General features: G+C 67.9%; 17 protein-coding genes and 1 pseudogene. 10 read left to right on the top strand and 8 right to left on the bottom strand.

Annotation, left to right across the window (positions count from 1 at the left end; genetic code table 11):
- Positions 1-87 precede the first annotated feature (87 nt).
- Genes EV644_RS44825 through EV644_RS33835 form a run of 3 tightly spaced genes read right to left on the bottom strand, consistent with a single transcriptional unit; the run spans position 88 to position 4,654 of the window.
- The gene (locus EV644_RS44825; RefSeq protein ID WP_158292999.1) at positions 88-1,119 is read right to left on the bottom strand and encodes a glycoside hydrolase family 6 protein; all 1,032 of its coding nucleotides are present in this window, start codon (positions 1,117-1,119) and stop codon (positions 88-90) included.
- A complete protein-coding gene (locus tag EV644_RS33840; protein WP_132333424.1) occupies positions 1,116-2,750 on the bottom strand; it encodes a glycosyltransferase family 39 protein in 1,635 nt (544 codons plus the stop codon). Before EV644_RS33840 ends, EV644_RS44825 begins: the two co-directional genes overlap by 4 nt.
- Complete coding sequence (locus EV644_RS33835; protein ID WP_158292998.1) at positions 2,747-4,654, bottom strand: glycosyltransferase; 1,908 nt, start codon at positions 4,652-4,654, stop codon at positions 2,747-2,749. The genes EV644_RS33840 and EV644_RS33835 overlap by 4 nt, the downstream gene beginning before the upstream one ends.
- A gap of 286 nt (positions 4,655-4,940) precedes the next feature.
- Between EV644_RS33835 and EV644_RS33830 the strand changes: the two genes are divergently transcribed.
- The 3 genes from EV644_RS33830 (at position 4,941) to EV644_RS33820 (ending at position 8,818) form a co-directional block, all read left to right on the top strand.
- Positions 4,941-5,840: a hypothetical protein gene (locus tag EV644_RS33830; protein WP_132193880.1), complete on the top strand. Its 900-nt coding sequence runs from the start codon at positions 4,941-4,943 to the stop codon at positions 5,838-5,840.
- A gap of 377 nt (positions 5,841-6,217) precedes the next feature.
- On the top strand, positions 6,218-8,074 hold the full coding sequence (locus EV644_RS33825) for a hypothetical protein (RefSeq protein ID WP_132193882.1): 1,857 nt from the start codon (positions 6,218-6,220) through the stop codon (positions 8,072-8,074).
- Between the two features lie 321 nt (positions 8,075-8,395).
- On the top strand, positions 8,396-8,818 hold the full coding sequence (locus EV644_RS33820; RefSeq protein WP_132193884.1) for a nuclear transport factor 2 family protein: 423 nt from the start codon (positions 8,396-8,398) through the stop codon (positions 8,816-8,818).
- A 451-nt stretch (positions 8,819-9,269) separates the two neighbouring features.
- Here the strand turns inward: EV644_RS33820 and EV644_RS33815 are convergent, their stop codons facing one another.
- Positions 9,270-9,710, bottom strand: a complete 441-nt coding sequence (locus EV644_RS33815) for a cupin domain-containing protein (RefSeq protein ID WP_158292997.1) — start codon at positions 9,708-9,710, stop codon at positions 9,270-9,272.
- A 130-nt stretch (positions 9,711-9,840) separates the two neighbouring features.
- Here EV644_RS33815 and EV644_RS33810 point away from each other — a divergent pair, with 130 nt between their 5' ends.
- Both EV644_RS33810 and EV644_RS33805 read left to right on the top strand, forming a co-directional pair.
- On the top strand, positions 9,841-10,500 hold the full coding sequence (locus EV644_RS33810; protein ID WP_158292996.1) for a winged helix-turn-helix transcriptional regulator: 660 nt from the start codon (positions 9,841-9,843) through the stop codon (positions 10,498-10,500).
- Between the two features lie 250 nt (positions 10,501-10,750).
- The gene (locus tag EV644_RS33805) at positions 10,751-11,182 is read left to right on the top strand and encodes an alpha-isopropylmalate synthase regulatory domain-containing protein (RefSeq protein WP_132193890.1); all 432 of its coding nucleotides are present in this window, start codon (positions 10,751-10,753) and stop codon (positions 11,180-11,182) included.
- A gap of 201 nt (positions 11,183-11,383) precedes the next feature.
- On the opposite strand, the gene EV644_RS33800 is transcribed toward EV644_RS33805, so the two are convergent.
- Entirely contained in the window at positions 11,384-11,956 is a 573-nt protein-coding gene (locus EV644_RS33800) for a GNAT family N-acetyltransferase (protein ID WP_132193892.1), read from the bottom strand.
- Positions 11,957-12,174: 218 nt separating this feature from the next.
- On the opposite strand from EV644_RS33800, the gene EV644_RS46760 reads away from it, so the two are divergent.
- Positions 12,175-12,762, top strand: a complete 588-nt coding sequence (locus EV644_RS46760; protein WP_158292994.1) for a VOC family protein — start codon at positions 12,175-12,177, stop codon at positions 12,760-12,762.
- A 118-nt stretch (positions 12,763-12,880) separates the two neighbouring features.
- Here the strand turns inward: EV644_RS46760 and EV644_RS47930 are convergent.
- Both EV644_RS47930 and EV644_RS33785 read right to left on the bottom strand, forming a co-directional pair.
- Positions 12,881-13,096, bottom strand: a pseudogene (locus tag EV644_RS47930) (aldo/keto reductase); the annotation flags it as partial.
- Between the two features lie 446 nt (positions 13,097-13,542).
- Positions 13,543-13,890, bottom strand: a complete 348-nt coding sequence (locus EV644_RS33785; protein WP_132193898.1) for a nuclear transport factor 2 family protein — start codon at positions 13,888-13,890, stop codon at positions 13,543-13,545.
- 107 nt (positions 13,891-13,997) lie between these two features.
- Here EV644_RS33785 and EV644_RS33780 point away from each other — a divergent pair, with 107 nt between their 5' ends.
- The 3 genes from EV644_RS33780 to EV644_RS33770 all read left to right on the top strand — a co-directional run bounded on the left by EV644_RS33780 (position 13,998) and on the right by EV644_RS33770 (position 16,384).
- Positions 13,998-14,972, top strand: a complete 975-nt coding sequence (locus tag EV644_RS33780) for an NAD(P)-dependent alcohol dehydrogenase (protein WP_199240142.1) — start codon at positions 13,998-14,000, stop codon at positions 14,970-14,972.
- 779 nt (positions 14,973-15,751) lie between these two features.
- A complete protein-coding gene (locus tag EV644_RS33775) occupies positions 15,752-15,943 on the top strand; it encodes a hypothetical protein (RefSeq protein ID WP_132193900.1) in 192 nt (63 codons plus the stop codon).
- Positions 15,944-16,066: 123 nt separating this feature from the next.
- Positions 16,067-16,384 (top strand): immunity protein TriTu family protein, encoded by a 318-nt coding sequence (locus EV644_RS33770; protein ID WP_132193902.1) that lies wholly within the window; start codon positions 16,067-16,069, stop codon positions 16,382-16,384.
- Positions 16,385-16,528: 144 nt separating this feature from the next.
- On the opposite strand, the gene EV644_RS33765 is transcribed toward EV644_RS33770, so the two are convergent.
- Entirely contained in the window at positions 16,529-16,846 is a 318-nt protein-coding gene (locus EV644_RS33765) for a hypothetical protein (RefSeq protein ID WP_132193904.1), read from the bottom strand.
- 106 nt (positions 16,847-16,952) lie between these two features.
- On the opposite strand from EV644_RS33765, the gene EV644_RS33760 reads away from it, so the two are divergent.
- A complete protein-coding gene (locus tag EV644_RS33760) occupies positions 16,953-17,759 on the top strand; it encodes an SGNH/GDSL hydrolase family protein (protein WP_132193906.1) in 807 nt (268 codons plus the stop codon).
- Positions 17,760-17,889: the final 130 nt, after the last annotated feature.

Raw genomic sequence — 17,889 nt, 5'->3', positions numbered from 1 at the left:
GCGCGGATCAAGCAGGACTCCGCAGGTTCAAGTCCAACCGCGGAAAGACAACGACCGCGGCAAACAATCAAGGCTGCATGGTGTCGGCTAGGGAACTGCTACGGAAGCGGTTGCGGCGGCGGCGCGTTGCGCCTGTGGGAGCCGGCGTGTGGCGGCGATGAGGTTGCGTGCCTGTGTGGGCGAGAACAGGTAGGTTTGTTCGCCGCCGCATTCCCCGTCGGATTCGCCTGGGGCTTTGATCCAGAGGAGTGCGGCGAGGTGTGGCCGGTGGGTGGTTTGCGGCGGGGCGCCGAGTGCCTGTCGGGCTGGGTTGCACCATTCGTCGTCACGCTTTGGGTCGTTTGGTGGCGGTCCGGTGCCGTTGCGGGAGGTGTCGATGACGAAGTCGCGGTCGCCGGTCAGGTCGGACAGTTCCAGGCCCCATCGGTAGCTCTCGTTGGTGGTCTGGCGGTTGGCGACGTTGACTGCGAAGCCCTCGGCGTGGGCAATGCCGGATTGCAGGAGTCGGGTAGCCATCTCGCCCGTGGAGCGCCAGCGGGCATGCCCGGCGTCGAGGTAGACCGAGTGCCCGGCGTTGGACAGCGCCTGGACAGCATGGGTCAGGAGTTTGCCGCGGCTGGGGTTGTAGCAGTCGGCGGCGGTCGCGTCGGGTTCGAGCACGATCACCGAGTGGACTGGGCCGAGGGCGTCGACCAGGTCGCGGACGTAGGAGTTGTACGCCGCAGTGTCCGGTGCGCCCTGCTTGAAGTCGGCGCAGCCGCGGTTGGGGATGTAGTAGGCGACGAAGACCGGCAGTTCGCCGCGATCCCGGGCGCGGGCGACCAGGCGTGGCACTGCGGCTAGGTCTTGGGGACCGTTGAGCCAGCGAGCTTGCGGCTGGCTGGTGATCGGGTCGAGCCAGTCCGCGCCGTGCGTAGCTTGCCAGCGTGCGGCGGCGGTCTTGGTGTCGACGTACAGCGTCGCATTGTTGAAGGGGTGGCGGAGCGGTGCGAAGCGGACGCTCGGCGGGTCGGGGTGCAGTGAGGTGTCGGGCTGGTTGCCGCACCCGGCGCCGACCACGGCGACAGTGACCGCCCCGGTGACCAGGCCGGTGACCAGTCGGCGGTAGCGGCCGGTCATTTCGACGGCCTCCAGTGATCGCTGACTCGGTAGATTCTGACCCGGTCGGGACCGGCGCCGAAGGACGCCACCTCGACGGCGTGCTTGCGAGCCTCCGTCAGGGTGGGGTACTTCTGCGGCGCCTCGCTGGTGCCGTAGTACCAGTCGGGCAGGACCAGGTAGTCGATGCGCGCGAGGTTGTCGCGTACCGCGGGGTCGCTGTCGAGCTTGTAAATCATGACCGGGCGCGGGTTGAAGCCGTAGCGGTGGACGAGATCGGTCCAGATGCTGTCGTGCACCACGACGACCTTGTTGCGCGCGACGTTGTCGGCCAGCCAGGTGGTGGCCGAGCGCAGCGGCTGTTCCTGGCTGACGGTCGTCATCTGCCGCAGTCGCGGCGCCCAGGACGCGGTCGCGACGCCGACCAGGCCGAGTGCCAGCAGCCCGGCGACACCGATCCGTACGCCGTGAGCGGCGCCGCTCGATGCTCGTGCCCGCAGCCACCCGGTCGGCACCAGAGCCTGGGTTCCGGCGACGGTGCTGACGGCGCCGGCGACCAGCAGCGCGCTCCACGGCAGCAGGTTGATGACGTGCATGAACGGTACGTATCCACCGCGGACCATGACCAGCCATTGGATGACCAAGACCAGCGCCACGGGCCGCAGCCGGCGTACCAGCAACGCGACCGGGATCGCGGCCAGACCGAGCAGCAGCAGCCACCGGTCGTATTGCAGCCAGCCGTGCAGTTGGTCGGCGGTGGCGCTGTGCGGGTCCAGGACCGAACCGCTGGCGGCCCGGTCGGCCAGCTGCCACACCGCCGTGCCGACGAGACTGTTGTGTCCCGGTCCCGGCAGCAGTTCGCCCTTGAACAAGGCCATCAGCGGATACAGCGCCATCAGCAGGATGCCGGCGAAGGCCGAGGTGACCAGCAGGTGGGCCCGGTTTCGCCGGTCCAGGTTCTGCAGCAGCGCCCAAGCAAAGGCCGGCAGCACCACCAGGGCGGTTTCCTTGGTCAGGGCGGCCATGCCGAACGCCAGCGTGGCGCCGACCGCGGCGGCGATGCTGCGCCGTGGCGAGTAGGCCAGCACGAACGCCAGCAACAGCCACGGAGTGACCAGGTTGTCCAGGAACGTCCACCTGCCGTAGACCAGGGCCAGAGGGCACAGCCCGAACAGCAGCGCGGCGCCGGTGGCCGCGACCCGGCCAAAACCCAGCCGGCGGCCGAGCACGAACAGCAGCGCGCTGCTGACCACCTTGGCGATCAGCATGCACTCGTTGCCGAACGCAATCGCCGAGTCGTACCGGTTGAAGCCGTTGGTGAGCGCCGACCAGGCCGCGATCTGGATCCACCCCGCCGGGGCGTGATCATAGAAATAGGAGTACGGCGACAGCCGATGCTCGTACTGCAACGACCACGCCTGCGACAGGTAGGTCCCGGGGTCATCGACAAAGCGCGGGAACGCGGCCATGCCGATACCGTGCACCGCCCCGACGACGGCCAGCAGCGGCAGCACGATCACCAGGCTGATCAGATGCCGCCCGATCCACGCCTGACAGTCACGCCGGATCCGGCGCCGCAACGACGGCGCCCGCGCGTCTCCGCTGCCGTCGGGGGTGAGATCGGGGACGTCCAGCGTGGTTGCGCCGGTCATGCAGCCTGCTCCGGCATCGCCGTCGGCTGGCCGCCTTGCGTGGCGGCGGGCACCGCGGTCAGGTGCGCGCCGGAGTGGGCGGTCTTCACCCAATTGGTGCGTCCCCGCAGGTGCCGCAGCAGCGCCCACAGCCCAGCCACCGACAGCACTACCTGGTACGGGTAGGCGCCGAGCGCCACGCCGAGGTAGTCGCGTAACCGCACCTTCTGCTCGAAGGTCCGGCCGAACTGGTGCAGCATCAGCAGATCCAGGGCGGTCGTGAGCAGGCTGATCCCCAGCGGCACGCTGGCCAGCAACGCCACCGCGACCGGGGACTTGTGCGCCAGCGCGAGGGCCAGCGCGAACGGCGCGAAGACGATGGCGAAGGCCTGGAAGTACTGGAAACCCAGGACGTAGACAGCCAGTACCCGCTGCCACAGCCGGGGCAGCTCGAGCCACTCGCGCTCGGTGAAAACCTGGGTGAAGCCCTGCATCCAGCGCACCCTCTGCCGCAGCAGCCCGCCCAGCGTGTCCGGAGTCTCCTCGCGGGTGACCAGGTCATCGACATAGACCACGTCGACGGAGAACCCGAGCACAGACGCGGCGATGCCGATCTTGCAGTCCTCAGTCAGGCAGTCCTCGTCCCAAGAGGCACCGTGGCGCGCACGCAGCGCGTCGAGGAACTGGCGCCGGAAGAACACGGTGTTCCCGCCCAACGGCATCACCTTGACGACGGCCTGCAGCTTGAGCCGGGACTGGAACCACTTGTAGTACTCCAGCACGTTCGCGGCCCGCCACCAACCCGACGCGTTGGCCCGCAGCCAGCGCCGCAGCCGCGGCAACCGACCAGCAGGCATCGGCACCTGGCTCGGATGGGCGCTGAAGTTCATCAGCTGCACCCCGCACTGCACGATGCCCGCGCCGGTGCGGCGGAACCGGTAGTCGACCATGCGCAGCAACCCGGGGTGGAACAGGTCCTCGGCGTCGGCGATACCGATCCACTCGTAGTCGATCTCCATCTCCTCGAGCAGCCGAACCGCGGCGTTCAAGCCGATCGGCTTGTTGTGGACGTCGGTGTCCTCCGGATAGCGCGCCACCAGAACCCGACCCGGGTACTCGGCTGCCTTGGCGTGCGCGATCGCCGCAGTGCCAGGGTCGTCCGGGTGATCGATGATCGGCATCACCCAGTACTCGGGGTGGTCCAGGTTGGCCAGTCGCTCCAGCGTCTGGCCCGCGACCGCCTCCTCGTGGCGCATCGGCACCAGGATCACACCCGGCAGCTCGGGAGCGTCCGGTTCGCCGTACATTCCAGGATCGTTGTTCTGCGGCCGCCACCACTTGTAGAGCTGGAACGCCAGCGTTGTCACCGCGACGAGCAGCATGAACAGCGAGACCACGACAAGGAACGCGTCGACGAATGCCGCAGCCGTCCCGACCAGGACGATCAGGACCGCCAAGCCGGCCGCAACCCGGACGGCAGGACGGTTACGTGCGCCGCGATCAGGGGCAGGAACGTCCACGGGTCCACCTGGGTTGCCTCCGGTTCGGTGGGTGAACGACCAGAACCGGTCGGTGCAGAAGTTGGCGACCGTCCCGCAGGCGACCAGACCCCAGTACGCCGCGGCCGTGCCTACCACCGGCGACAACACCGGGAAAAAGACCAGGCTCAGAACCGCGCTGGCACTGCGGGTGGTCTGGAACCGCCACCACCGGCTCAGCCGGCGAGCCCGCCGTTGGTGCGTACGCCAGCGCCAGGTCAAGGCGTCGTGGGCAACGAAGCTGAGCTGCAGCGTTACCACGATCTGTACCGCGTTCGCCACGCCGGGCGCCAGGCCGCGCGCGATCATCAACATCAGCAAAGCGTGGCCGAGCACAGCGATGCTCCCGCCGATGAGCAGGAAAAATGTGACTTCGCGCTTGCGCACAAGCACTCTGAGGGGTCGCACAGGGGTCCTTTCCAAATTACGTTGTTGGCCCCGAGCGCTTCCGGTACCCCCGCGTTCCGACTGCATGCGACGAAGCGACGAACGATCACGAAGCCAGCAGTCCGTGCTCGCAGGAAGTGATGACCAGGCTGGCCAATGCGATCGCCCAGGCAGCTCAACCGCCCGACCAACCCATGCCGGGCCTCAGTGGTTGCTTGCAGCATCGATTGAGGGTGCCGCACGGCATGCCTGGACGGTGCACGGGCGGTCGAGGCACTGTGAGGTCGTGGATGTCGACGCGGTGGCTGTGGAGCTGTACGGGCTCGACCCGGACCAGTTCACAGCTGCCCGCAACGAGAGGGCAAAGGAAGCCAGGGCCGCCGGAGCGAACGCGGCCAGCAACCAGATCAAGACGCTCCGCAAGCCGACGCTGGCGGCGTGGCTGACCAACCTGCTGGTCCGCGCGGACCCCGACGGTGTCAACGACCTCACCCAGCTCGGTGACGAGCTCCGCGCCGCCCACCTGGCTGCCGACGGCGCCCGGCTGCGGGAGCTGACTCCTCGCCGACACAACCTGGTCCAGGAATTGGTGACGACTGCCAGCGGCCGCGCCAAGGATCGGGGCCGATCTGTGAGCCAAAGCGTGGCGGACCGTCTGACCGAGACCCTGGACGCCGCGCTGATCGATCCCGGCGCGGCACTGGTGGTGCTCAGCGGCCAGCTGACCAGCGCGCTGCGCCATGTCGGGTTCGGTGTCGTGGACGAGACCGGCGAGCCGGCCAAGTTCGCACCGATGAAGCCCAAAGCCGTCCGAAGCACGCCCACGAAGCGACCCGCCAGACGGGCCGCTCCCCCGCAGACCCTCACTGTCGATCGGGCACTAGAGCGCAGGCGAGCGGAATTAACAACGCGTGCGCAAGAGTCTGAGAACGAGTACGCCGAGGCTGAGGCGGAGCGGGCCGAGGCCGAGTCTCTGCTTGATGCGAACCAGCACCAGCTGGCCGACCTGACCGCCACAATCGAGCGGCTCAATGAGGAGCTCGAACAGGCTCGCCAGCAACTGAGGACGGCACAGCGGCAGACCGCGCGCCTCGAGCGCAGCCTGGACCGTGCGACCCGTACCGCGGCGGCCGCACAGCGGCGCAGAGACGCCAACCACCTGCGCCTCGCCAACCTCGACGGCTGACGACGCTATCCACGGCCCACAAGTAGGCCGCCCCAGCGCCAAGGTTGAGTCGGAGCAGAACCGACGGAGCGGCCGGCCCGGACGCAACCGTAAGGTTGTCGGGCTCGCGATCCTTCGGCACGCTCGCTGTCCGTGCCGGGCGGCGTCTGCCAGGCCCTTCCAATTCTGCTCAGCACCTTGCCTCGTGGACAGCCGTGCCGCGGGCCCGGGTGGCGCGCCGCTTCCCCTTGCCGGGACGCCACGATCCCTTGCCGGGGCCGCGATCCCTTGCCGGGGCGCCGCGACCGGACGAGACTCAGAGACTGCGACCACCCGGCCACTGCTCACTAGCAGCCGGGCGCGCCGCGCAGAAGCGATCCATCTACCCGAGGAGCGTCATGCGCAGGATCAACGTCGCCGCGACGGTCGCCGCGGCATTCGCAGCACTACTTCTCCCGACGCTGGCCCAGGCCGCGCCGATCACACCCGGCGGGTCGACGGAAGTGACTGTCGGCAGCAATGACCAGCTGTTCTCGCAGAACAAGCAGAACGAGCCGGGCCTGGCCGTGAACCCGGTCAACCCCGCGATCCTCGCGGCGGGAGCCAACGACAACATCGACCTGGAGGCGTGTAACGCCGGCGATGACCGCACCTGCCCGTTCACCCCGGGGGTGGGCGTGTCCGGCATCCAGTTCTCGACCGACTCCGGCCGCACGTGGACGCAACCGACGTACACCGGCTTCTCGGCGCGTGTCACACCGTCCTGCCTCGGTGCACCCGACGTCGCGCCTGGCCAACCCCCGGCTGGTGACACCGGCTGCGTGCCCGATCCCAACGGCCCGATCGGCACGCTGCCCAACTACGACGTCAACGGCATGGTCTCCAACGGCGACCCGGAGCTGGTCTTCGGTCCCGTTCCCGACGCCTCAGGGAACTTCTCCTGGGACAACGGGCAGCGGCTGTACTACGCGAACATCGCTACCAACTTCCCGGGCAATCCCGGCTTTGCCGGCGATGCAGCCATCGCGGTGTCCCGCACCGATGACCTGGCGGGCGCCATGAGCGGTGACAACGACGCCTGGATGGACCCGGTGGTCGTGACCAAGCAGAACCAGGCCCTGTTCAGCGACAAGGAACAGGTCTGGGCCGACAATGCCGAGAGCAGCCCCCACTTCGGCAACGCCTACGTCTGCAACGTCGGGTTCCGCGGGACCGCCGGATCCGAGCCGGTGTTGTTCGCTCGTTCCACCGACGGCGGCGACACGTGGACCACGCGCCAGCTGTCCGCGGCGACCAACAACAGCCAGACAGGCGGACGGCAGGGCTGTGCCATCCGAACCGACAGCCAAGGCGTGGTCTACGTGATGTGGATCGGCACCGACATCCAAACCCGCCAGGGCGTCTTCTTCCAGGCCCGGTCCTTCAACGGTGGCCAGAACTTCGAGCGACCCAGGGCCGTGGTCTCAGGGCTCGGCGGAATCGGGCAGTTCGACCCCGCGCAGGGCCGGTTCACCATCGACGGCATCGCGGGCGCCCGGACCAACACCTTCCCGTCATTCGACATCGCCAACGGTGCGCCGAGCGGTGAGGACGCCACCGACCAGATCCTGCTCACCTGGTCCGACGACAGTCAGGGAACCAACCTCGAGAAGGCGTTCCTGGTGAGCTCGACCAACGGGGGCGGCACCTACTCGGCAAAGGTGGTAGTCAGCGAGGGCAGCGACCGAGCCAACTTCCCGGCGGTGGCAATCTCGCCCGACGGCACCGACGCGTGGCTGGTCTACAACGCCTGGCTCGACCCATGGCGCGACGACACGACCTCCGCGCGCCGGGTGCTGGGCGTGGTCCGGCACGCCGACATCGCCGGCGCGGCCCACACCGTCGGCGCGTTTACGACAGTGCTGCGTGGCGCAGTAGGCGACGGACGCGCGTCCAGCGCCAACAGCCTGACCTCGGAGTTCCTCGGCGACTACAACTACGCCGTCGCCACACGGGACTACGGCTCCGCCGTCTGGAATGACATGCGCAACGGAGCCGTCTGCCCCGCCATCAACACCTACCGTCAGGCGTTCGTCGAGGACGTCCTGGCCGGCACCACCGAACCCATAGTGGGAGACGAGAAGGAGGACCCGGACGCGGCATCCGAACTGCCGGCCACGCACTCCACGGACCTGCGCCCAGGGCCCAACAACGTCTGCCCGGCAACCTTCGGCAACTCCGACATCTTCGGCGGAACCTTCAGCGACGACTCCTGAGCGCTTTCGAGCCGTAGCCACAACAACCCGACGGCCGCCCCGATGGGCGGCCGTCGGTAGTGGCACGGCGGTCCATGTGACCTCGGACGGGGTGGCGGACGAGAGCGCAGGGGCACGCTTCACCAGGTCGGACGCGACGCCCAGACGAGGTGCACGCTCATGCCGGACAGCGGGCGTCTGTGGGCCGGAGGCTCGGTCAGGCGACGGGCTCGGACTCGTTGAGCCTGCATGTTTGGTCGAACCACCGCTGGAGGGGTCCGTTGCGCTGACGGGGGACGGACGGCGTTGTGGGCACCGCAGCACCGGCGGGACAGTGATCCAATGGGACCATTCGACGATTTTCATCGCGGCTTCCTGCCCGCCTTCATCGACGCTCAGATCGCCTTTCACGACGGGGACGCAGCCCCAAACAACGCTCTCTGGACGGACATCGATCCGGTCACGCTCTTCGCTGCTCGGGGATTGTGCGAAAGCGGGACCGACCGCGTGACAGAGGCGTTTGACCGGGTTGCGTCCGAGTTCTCTGCGGTACGTGACTATGTGTGGGAACCCATCGCCTCCGGGGTCAGCGGCGACCTGGCGTACACAGTCGCCTTCGAGCGCTACGTGGCGTCGCTCCGCGGAGAGCCGCCTGCCCAGCAGGAGCTTCGCGTCACCCATATCTACCGTCGAGAGCAAGGGCGATGGCGCGCGATCCACCGCCACGCCGACAGGAAGCAGCCGGACACGCGGCACTCAGGGTGATCCAGGGGTTGACGCGAACTGGTCCATGAAGGCATCCAGTAGCACCCGTGATTCTGCAGATCCGGTAGTTGGAGCGACGTGCGTCAGTGCACCCGGGACGCGGTCTGTGGCGGTGATCCAGTCGGCAGTTCCGTCATCACGATCGTTCCAGGAGAGATGCCTAGCGCTTGAGAGGTGCAGCACCATGGATCCCGCGACGACCGGACTGATACCGGGTCGACGCGCCCTTCAACGACCAGGCCCTCCACACCGCTGGCCTGAACGTGTCCAGCCACTCTGGTGACTCATCGACATCGGCGGTCACCGGGGACAGCTGCAGCGGTGCCGCCATGCCTTCGCGAGGTCTTCGAGCCGGGTCCAGCATCGCCTCGGCCGCACGTCGACGCTGTCGACCGCTAGCACGTCGAACACCCCTGATCATCCATGGCTCCACCGCGAACAGACCAACGGGTCAGACCGGGATCGAGTCGTAGCGCGCTGAGACCGCCTTGCGGGCGACCGGGTCCGTGATCGCGTTGGGTGGAAGTTCACCGAGTTCGATGAACATCTCCTCGAGACCGCCGGGCACCATCAGGGTCAGGAACCGGCCGCCACCGGGCCCCGCGGTGATCGTGTGCGCGGTATCCCTCGGGACCAGGACGTAGGTCCCCGGCCCCGCGATGACGGGCTCGCCGCCAACGGTGAAGGTGAACTCGCCGTCCAGCACGAAGAACGACTCCTCGAAGCCGCGATGCAGATGCGGCACCGTCCAGGCGCCCTGGGCCGTGCCGGCGAACTCCGTCAACGAGAACGCCCCACTGACCGTGCTGTCGGCCAGCACCCGCATCCGTGCCACCCCCAGGTCGACCGAACGCCCCTGTGCCTGTCCGACCACATGTGCACGACTTGTCATCGTCCCCACCACCCTTCGGCTGGACCGGTAGGACGCCGGCCCGCTCCTCTCACACTCGGCACCGCGGGGCGCAATCGCAATATCAGATTCTGAAGTTGCCATCGGCCCTGGCGAGGACGACGCTGAGGGAGTGCGCGCGTATGGCCAGTTCTGCCCGATCGCCAGGAGTTCCGAACTACTGGCCGAGCGCTGGACGCCGATCATCGTGCGCAACCTCCTGAACGGCTGCCGGACGTTCAACGAGATCCGACAGGGCGCGCCTGGTATCTCCACCGCCTTGCTGACCCAGCGCCTCGACCTGCTGGAGCGGCACGGCGTCCTTCGTCGTACCGTCAAAGGGCGTGGGGTGACGTATGAGCTGACCGAGATGGGTCAGGCCCTCCGGGCGGTGCTCGACGCGATGGGTCAGTGGGGCGCCCACTGGCTAGAGATCGAGCCTCACCACCTGGACCCGGCGTACGTGCTCTGGGCCACCATGAAGCTGGTTGATCTGGACCGGATCCCAGAAGGTACGACGATGGTCCGGTTCGAGCTGCGCGACCGGCCCTCGGACACCCACTGGATGATCCTGCGTAGGCCGCAGCCCGAGCTCTGCACCCGGCCCAGTGGGTACGACGAGGATCTGGTCTGCCGGAGTGACTCCGCGACTCTCGTCGGCCTGCATCTGAAGCGGCTGGACTACCCGGCCGCGATCCGGACTGGCCGGGTCGAACTGATCGGGCCGCCCAGCCTCACCCGGCAGTTCCGGACCTGGTTCCGCACCAGCCCGTTCGCCGACTTCCTCACGTAAGCTCCCTAGCTGGGCAGGACATCTCGCAGTACTGCGGCGTGGTCCTCGGGGCGCTTCAGATCCATCCTCATCGTGTTGACAGCGCGAGATGCCGGCGGCACGCAATCTCGGCCCGCCGGGTTCGTCGCCGCCCGACGCGGCACCGTCACGGCCTGGTGAATCGAACTGGAGTTCGGCGGCGGAGATCTGTTTTGTAGGCCCGTTCGCAGGTCGGACCGGCTAGGCTCCCGCTTAGGGCGCCGGGCGCAATATGCTTTCGAGGAAAGTACTGCCCCTGGCTTTGCTGGACATCAAGGGGGATCGCATGACGGAGCCGTCCACCGGCTGGCAGCTCGACGCCATCACGTACTCCGGGGGCACGCAGGACGGCGGGCCGCGCGCCAACGTGAAGCTCTCCCGGGCTGGGGAACAGGTGCACGCTGAGGGTTCTGGCACCGGGCTCATCGACGCGGTATGCCATTCGATCTCGCAGGCGACGGGCGTGGAGGCGCGGGTAGTCGCGTTCCGGGCGTACTCAGTCGGCCCGGGCAGCGAGGCTGTCGGAGAGGTCGAGCTCGAGGTGGAGCTGCCGGGCCGCAGGGTTGCGGTCCAGGCGTCGTCCACGGATGTCGTGGAGGCCGTCGGGCTTGCCCTGGTCGCGGCCCTCAACCAGTACAACGCGAAGCGGCCGGCCCGAGGCTGAGTCCAGTGAGATGACCGTGGTCCGATGAGCGGGAGCGCCGCCGCGCCGCGGGTTCCGCCGCCCGCTGCGGTGGGTGAGTCCCAGGGCTGTGGCTCGGTCGGGACCGGCGGGATGCGGCATGAGAGCGCACTGTGCCCAGCCCGATCAACTCAGCGAAACGAAGCAGCCGGAGGCCGGCTCCGCCTCGCGAACGAGGAGGACTCAGCGGGCGGGAACCGGTTCGGACGACGGCCGCCACTCCCGCCTGATCAGCCCGTACACCCACGAGTCCGAGACCTCGCCGTTCACGACGCAGTCCTCCCGCAACGTCCCTTCACGCACGAATCCGAGCTTCTCCAGGACGCGGGCAGATGCCGCGTTGCGCGTATCGGTCTCGGCCTGGACTCGATTCAGGTCCAGCGTGTCGAATGCCCACTGCAGCAAGGTGCAGGCGGCCTCCGTCGCGTAGCCGAGGCCCCATGCTGCATCGTCGAGGCAGTAGCCCATCGACGCGCTGCGGTAGTCCGGGTTCCACCGGGTCAGACTGCACCAGCCGATGAACGCCCCGTCGGAAACACGGTCCACGGCCAGCCGCGTCCCGGTGCCTTCCTCTGCCATCTGCCGGCGAGCCGTTATGAACCCCTCGGCGCGCACAGGCTCGCTCCAGGGCGGCGCGTCCCAATAGCGCAGCACGTAGGCGCTGCTGTGCAGCGCGAACAGAGCGTTTGCATCCGCGTCGTTGAACGGACGCAGTCGCAGGCGAGCGGTGCGCAGCGTGGGGGTAGGCAGGGACATGCGTGCCATGTTGCCTCTCATGGGGGGCGGTCGGGCAACCGCACACGCGATGCCGATCATTCACAACGGGACTTCTCAGTGGGCGGACAGAAGAACACGCCCGCCCATCGGTAGTTCCGCGCTTCGCTGTTCGCGGCGTGTCCGGACGTTTGGCGAGCGGCGGCGTGATGCGTCCGCCGCCCACCCCGTCGTACGATGGCGGCCGAGAGGAGGCGGCGATGGCCGATCCGGTGGGCGACATCATCGGGGACTATCGGGCGTTCGCCGCGCAGCAGCACGACCGCCTGCTCGCCCGGGGCATCGACATCCGCCCGTACCCGCTCAGCCACCTCGCCGTCCGCGTGCCGGAGTGGGACCAGTACGTCCACCTGCGGAACCTGCTCGAACGCCACGCGACTGCGAACGCCGAGAACGTCTGGAACGGCCGGCCGATCTCGATCATCGTCCTCGCCACACCGCTCGAGGTCATCGACGGGATGTCGGTGCCGCTCATCGAGCTCATCCCGCCCGTCCACCAGCGCGTCTACCGGATGGGCCTCGAACATCTGGGGGTCATCGTCGGTGAGGACGTCGACGCCTTCTCACACGAGCATCGAGCGGTCCTGACCGGGCAACAGTTCCAGAGCGCCGACAACGAGCCGTACTACGTGCTCTTCGAGGACTTCACCCACGTGAAGTTCTACCGCCGCTCGCTCCAGGACGCCTGTGTCCTCCAGGGCGCCCGGTTCGATGGCTTCGCCCACGTGGACGACTGGGTGCCGCAGCGCCTCGTGACCGCGACCGGCCCGAACCCTCTGCCGCACTGAGCGACGCCCGGAACTCGGCGCGACCGCACGCTATCTGCGGCGGTTGGTCTCGACACGCTTGCTCGCTGGCGCTCACGACGCGGCTCGACCGGCGGGACGCGCCCTGTCTTCGGCATGTGCGAGCGTTGCCGCCCTTCGTCGACACCACCACCCGGTCGCGGTTCTTCCGGTCACGCATCCAGGCTCCAACGATGGCCTCCGATGCTCCGTCGGAGTAGGTGTCGGCGGTGTCGACCCGCGCACCTCCGGCTTCGGCGAACGCATCGAGGACCCGATGGGATGCGGCGGCGTCGGTGGTGCGGCCGAACGTGTTGCCCCCCAGCCCGACCGGCACTGTGAGGTGGTCACCCCACCAGCGCCGCGGTGTGGGATCGACGGGGTGGTGTTAGGGGGTCCAGCCACGAGTGTCCTCCTTGATGCGTTCACGGAGAAGGAAGCCAAGCAGATGGCACCGACAGCAGCCGATCCATCGGAGCCGCGATCGCATTTCGGCACGTTGGTGCGCGCCACCAGCGGCAGATCCGGTTGCCGCTCGGTGAGCCCGCCGGGATCGACGGGCACGGTCGGCCAAAGGCAACTCGCGCCAGCACTTGGTGGAGACCCTGGTCGATCGCTTTGGCGTACCGGCGGTCGGGGTGCGCGACCTGCTGGTGGACTACCTGCGCGCGAGCTGAACGTCGATGGACGACGGGCGTGCCGGACCAGGCCGTGCCAATCTCGTGTCGCCTTCTCGCAGGCACGTGCCGCTTGGTTCGGAAGTTCCGCGTACCGAGCCGGAGGCTAGAGCCAGATGTACTCCTCGGCGACGGCTCCGTCGCGCCATTTCGCTATGGTCACCATCCGGCCACCGCCTTCGAACTCGCCGACCACGCAGGTCCACTCTCCGGAGCCGAAGCTGATCGGGTGGGAGGCGACTTGGATCGGCGTGCCACCGGTGGACTCGACCAGAGCCTCCATAGCCGCAATGTGCTCCTGGATACCACGGGTGGGCGGTTGCCCTTTGACTTCCACAAGCACGTCGTCGGTGTGGCAGCGGGCGAACACGCCATGCCAGTCGGCTCGGTTCCATCCGTTGAAGTCGAGTTCATTCATGCCCTTGAGGTTGCTGGTTACCTCGTCGTCCGCCATGGCCGAGGCCTCCTTCCGGGACCAGTCGCATCACCTGCATTTCACCGTATGCGGAACTGACCGTCTCGGTCGAGCGTCCGGGCTTGCTACGTTGCCGCCATGACCAGGTGGGCCGCGGGGCGGGCGTGAAGGCGGTCGTCTACGACCGGTACGGGTCTCCCGATGTGCTGCAGGTCGAGGACGTCCCGGTACCCTCGCCCGCCGCCGGCCAGGTGCGGGTGAAGATCGCCGCGACCTCGGTCAACCTCAGCGACTGGGAGTGCCTGCGCGGATCGCCCGCGTACGCCCGGATCGGAGGGCTGCGTGTCCCGGCTCGCCGGACGCTCGGATCGGACATCGCCGGCCTGGTCGACGACGTCGGGGAAAGGGTGACCCGGTTCCGACCCGGAGACGAGGTGTATGGCGACAACCTCAGGCTGATGGGTGGCTTCGCGGAGTACGCGCTCGCGCCGGAGTCCGCGCTCGCCCACAAGCCGGCCCGGCTCACGTTCGCTGAGGCGTCGACCATCCCGCAGGCGGGCGCGATCGCTCTGCAGGGCACAGGTAGGGCCGTGCCGGGTCAGCGGATGCTGATCAACGGCGCTGGCGGAGGGTCCGGATCGTTCGCGATTCAGCTCGCCAAACGGCTCGGTGCTCACGTCACCGGGATCGACAACGCTTCCAAGCTGGACTTCATGCGGTCGGTCGGCGCGGACAACGTGATCGACTATCGCCGGGACGACTTCACCCGGACCAGCCAGCCGTACGACCTGATCCTGGACCTGGTCGCGCATCGTTCGGTGTTCGCCTACCGGCGTGCGCTGGCACCCGGCGGCACCTATCGATGCGTAGGCGGGTCGGTACCCACGCTGCTACGCGTGCTCACCCTCGGCTGGCCGGTTGGGCGGCTCACCGGTCGCGCAATCGGGATCCTCGCCGTCAAGGAGGGTCCGGCCCATTTCGAGCCGCTGGCCGCCCTCTGCGTCACCGGAGAGATCAGGATCCACATCGACCGCACCTTCGCGCTCGACGAGGTTCCCGCCGCGCTTACTCACGTCGGCGAGGGACGCGCCCTCGGCAAAGTGGTTGTCGACCTCTCCTGACGCAATTCGAACGCGTCCGTGCCCCGGCGCCTTGCCCGCACGCCCGCTCATCGGCATGATCGCGATTCACTGTCAGCGGCATGTGAGTGCGTTGTGCCCACCCTGGCCCGGCTCGAACGGGCTGCCTCCCCCTCCATGCTGCAGGACGGGCGGTCGGGGTGAACCGACCCGCCTAGGGCAGGGCCACCGCCGAGGGTAGGCGTCTGAGCCGCGCTCCGCATGCGCTTTCGGTTGCCCGGACAGCCATGAGCGGACGTTTCGTCGCCTTCCCGGCTAAAGTCACGGCATGGCGCGATGGGGACCTATCCGGCCGATCATGGTTGGAGGTCTCCTCGCGGTCGGCTTCTTGGACGAGCACCGCGTCATCGTTGGCAGCCATGACGGCCTTGGAGTCTTCGAGGCGAGCAGCGGAGTCCGGCTCGACCGTGTCAGCGACCCCGACGGCGACTATGGCTGGTACAGAGAGTTCCCGCCATCGGCCGTGTACGCCGACGCCGACGGCGAGCATCGAGTTCCGGTCGCGGGGCTATGGGCCGGCGATCTCCCAACACCACGAAGGACGGGTAGACCTGCGGCATGTGCTGACCGGAGCAAGCCTGGTCGGTCCCGAAGGCACCGAGATCGCGATCGCTGACGACGAAGAATTCCGAGCGTGTGGATTCTCTCCTGAAGGGCACGTCTTCGTCTTCGCGACGTCGCCAAGCCTGTATCTCGCCGCCCGATCAGCGCCTTAGCCGCGCTGATCTCGGCTGGGACCGCACCTTCACTATCTGCGGCATGTGCGCGCGTTCTTCGGCACGATGGGCGGCATGGCCAATGACGACGTCACCGTCTCGCTCACCGGCGACGAAGCACTGATCCTGTTCGACCTGCTCCACCGCTGGGAGGACGACAACCGTGTCAGTGCGCCGCAGCACAAAGCTGAGCAAGTTGCGCTGTGGAACCTGTCAGCGCTCCTGGAGAGGAGCTAAGCGAGCCCTTCGATTCCCGATACTCCGAGCTCGTGTCAGCGGCAAGGACGCGAGTCGCATCTGACGACTGACCGACAACAACTGCGCCACATCGGCAGTTCCGCGCCTTGCTATCTGCGGCAGATGAGTGCATTGCCCGCGACTATGTACGGCATGAACCTCGCCGCTCTCCATGCCATCGCCGACGAGCGACGTGAACACTGGGCAGAGGCTGGGGCACTTTGTGAAGTCGTTGACGGCCCGCTGACGGACAAGCCAGCGGCCTGGCTCATCCTGAGCACGGACAAGTTCGCCGCGCAGCTGACGGTCTGGGTCTCCGGCGAGGCGGAGATGGAGTGGGGCACCCCCGAACGTGGGGATGCTCGTCACTGCGACATCGACACCCTGGAGGACCTGCGTGCGTGCGTATCAGACCTCGAGGACGCTCTCGGTCTGACGTAAGGGCATCCGCTCATCGGCTGAGCGGAATGCGGCATGACAGCGCGGATCGCGGCAGATGCGGACGTTGCGGGCAGAGAAATCAGCGCTGCAGAGCGGACCGCAGCATGATCGGGTGTTCTGCCCCGCCAAACGGAAGGAGCGAACTCAGTGCGCGTGCTGATCCATCGCAGTCTCCACGGCGATGAAGCTGCCGAGCCGTGTCGTCTGTGGCCACGGCGGCCTTTCGGGTTTCAGCGTCCAGGTCAGATGAACTATCGCGAACGTGCCGTCTGACGCTCGGAACACCACGTCGTCGCAGCCTTCACACTTCGCCGTTGCGCTCAGGGCGATGCCGTGCAACACATGGCCCGGGCCGATCTCCTTCTCTGCCTCGCGCTCGAACGTGAGAGCTTGCTCGGGCTGGAGTCGAAACCACGGCTCGCGGAAGTCATCAGAACTCACGCCCCACAGGATGTCACGCACCAACGCTCATCTGCCTGGTCTCGCATCACCCTCTGCGGCAGATCCGGACTTTCGCGTTGCGCGTTGCTGTCCGGCTGGCGGTAGCCAGTGGGGCTACGTTCACGCCATGAACAATCACTCGCGGACAGCGCGATGCGCCGTCGCTGCTCTGGCCCTTGTCGCCCCCCTCGTCCTCGGAGTCACCACCGCCTCGGCCGCGCCGCGGCAGCCCGTCGAGTACGACGCGCTCGGTGACTCCTACGCCTCCGGATACGGCGTCCCGCCCTACGAGGCGTGCGGCCGCTCCCAGTCTGCCTACGCCGTGCAGCTCAACGGCCGGATGAAGATCGACCTCGATGACGTTGTCGCCTGCGCGGGCGCCACGACCGCGTCCCTGGTGGCGGGCGGGCAGCTGAACGCCCTCGACGACGACACCGACCTGGTGACGATCAGCATCGGCGGCAACGACATCGGCTGGTCGACGGCCGTCGTCGCCTGCCTGGGCGGCACCGACGCGCAGTGCGCCGGCGGGCTCGCCGCGACTAGCGGCAGGGTCACGACCGTCCTGCCGGGTCTCCTCGACTCGGTCTACTCGCAGGTGTCGGCGCGCGCCCCCGAAGCACACGTGGTCGTTACCGGCTACCCGCGGCTCTTCTCGCCCGAGTACGGCGCCTTCCTCGCCGTGTCGGCCCCCGAGCAGGAGGCCCTCAACGACGGGGCCGACCTCCTCAACGGAGTTATCGCCGAGGCAGCGGCCGAGCACGGCTTCCAGTTCGTGGACGTCACCAAGCGGTTCCTGGGGCACGGGGTGAACGCGCCTGATGCGTGGGTCCTCGGCCCGTTCGACCCAGGCGCCTTCCACCCCAACACCGCCGGCTATGAGGCGTACACGGCCGCCCTGACCGCGTCGATCAACCCCTCGCGGCTGCGGTAGTTCCGGAGGCAGGACTCGCGCGCACAAGCATGACCGCGCGGACAGCGGCTGCTTGTTTAATTGCCTGTAGGACCGATCCTGGCGAGGCTTGGTCCAGGCGCTCGGCTCGTCGCTCTCATTTCGGCTGCCC

This window comes from Kribbella orskensis (assembly GCF_004342085.1).
Classification (GTDB): domain Bacteria; phylum Actinomycetota; class Actinomycetes; order Propionibacteriales; family Kribbellaceae; genus Kribbella; species Kribbella orskensis.
This window is presented reverse-complemented; position numbering and strand designations above follow the sequence as displayed.

Coding starts and splice junctions, on each gene's coding strand:
- EV644_RS44825 (WP_158292999.1), bottom strand. CDS start 1,119: ATGACCGGCCGCTACCGCCGACTGGTCACCGGCCTGGTCACCGGGGCG.
- EV644_RS33840 (WP_132333424.1), bottom strand. CDS start 2,750: ATGACCGGCGCAACCACGCTGGACGTCCCCGATCTCACCCCCGACGGC.
- EV644_RS33825 (WP_132193882.1), top strand. CDS start 6,218: ATGCGCAGGATCAACGTCGCCGCGACGGTCGCCGCGGCATTCGCAGCA.
- EV644_RS33820 (WP_132193884.1), top strand. CDS start 8,396: ATGGGACCATTCGACGATTTTCATCGCGGCTTCCTGCCCGCCTTCATC.
- EV644_RS33815 (WP_158292997.1), bottom strand. CDS start 9,710: ATGACAAGTCGTGCACATGTGGTCGGACAGGCACAGGGGCGTTCGGTC.
- EV644_RS33805 (WP_132193890.1), top strand. CDS start 10,751: ATGCTTTCGAGGAAAGTACTGCCCCTGGCTTTGCTGGACATCAAGGGG.
- EV644_RS33800 (WP_132193892.1), bottom strand. CDS start 11,956: ATGTCCCTGCCTACCCCCACGCTGCGCACCGCTCGCCTGCGACTGCGT.
- EV644_RS46760 (WP_158292994.1), top strand. CDS start 12,175: ATGGCCGATCCGGTGGGCGACATCATCGGGGACTATCGGGCGTTCGCC.
- EV644_RS33785 (WP_132193898.1), bottom strand. CDS start 13,890: ATGGCGGACGACGAGGTAACCAGCAACCTCAAGGGCATGAATGAACTC.
- EV644_RS33770 (WP_132193902.1), top strand. CDS start 16,067: ATGAGTGCATTGCCCGCGACTATGTACGGCATGAACCTCGCCGCTCTC.
- EV644_RS33760 (WP_132193906.1), top strand. CDS start 16,953: ATGAACAATCACTCGCGGACAGCGCGATGCGCCGTCGCTGCTCTGGCC.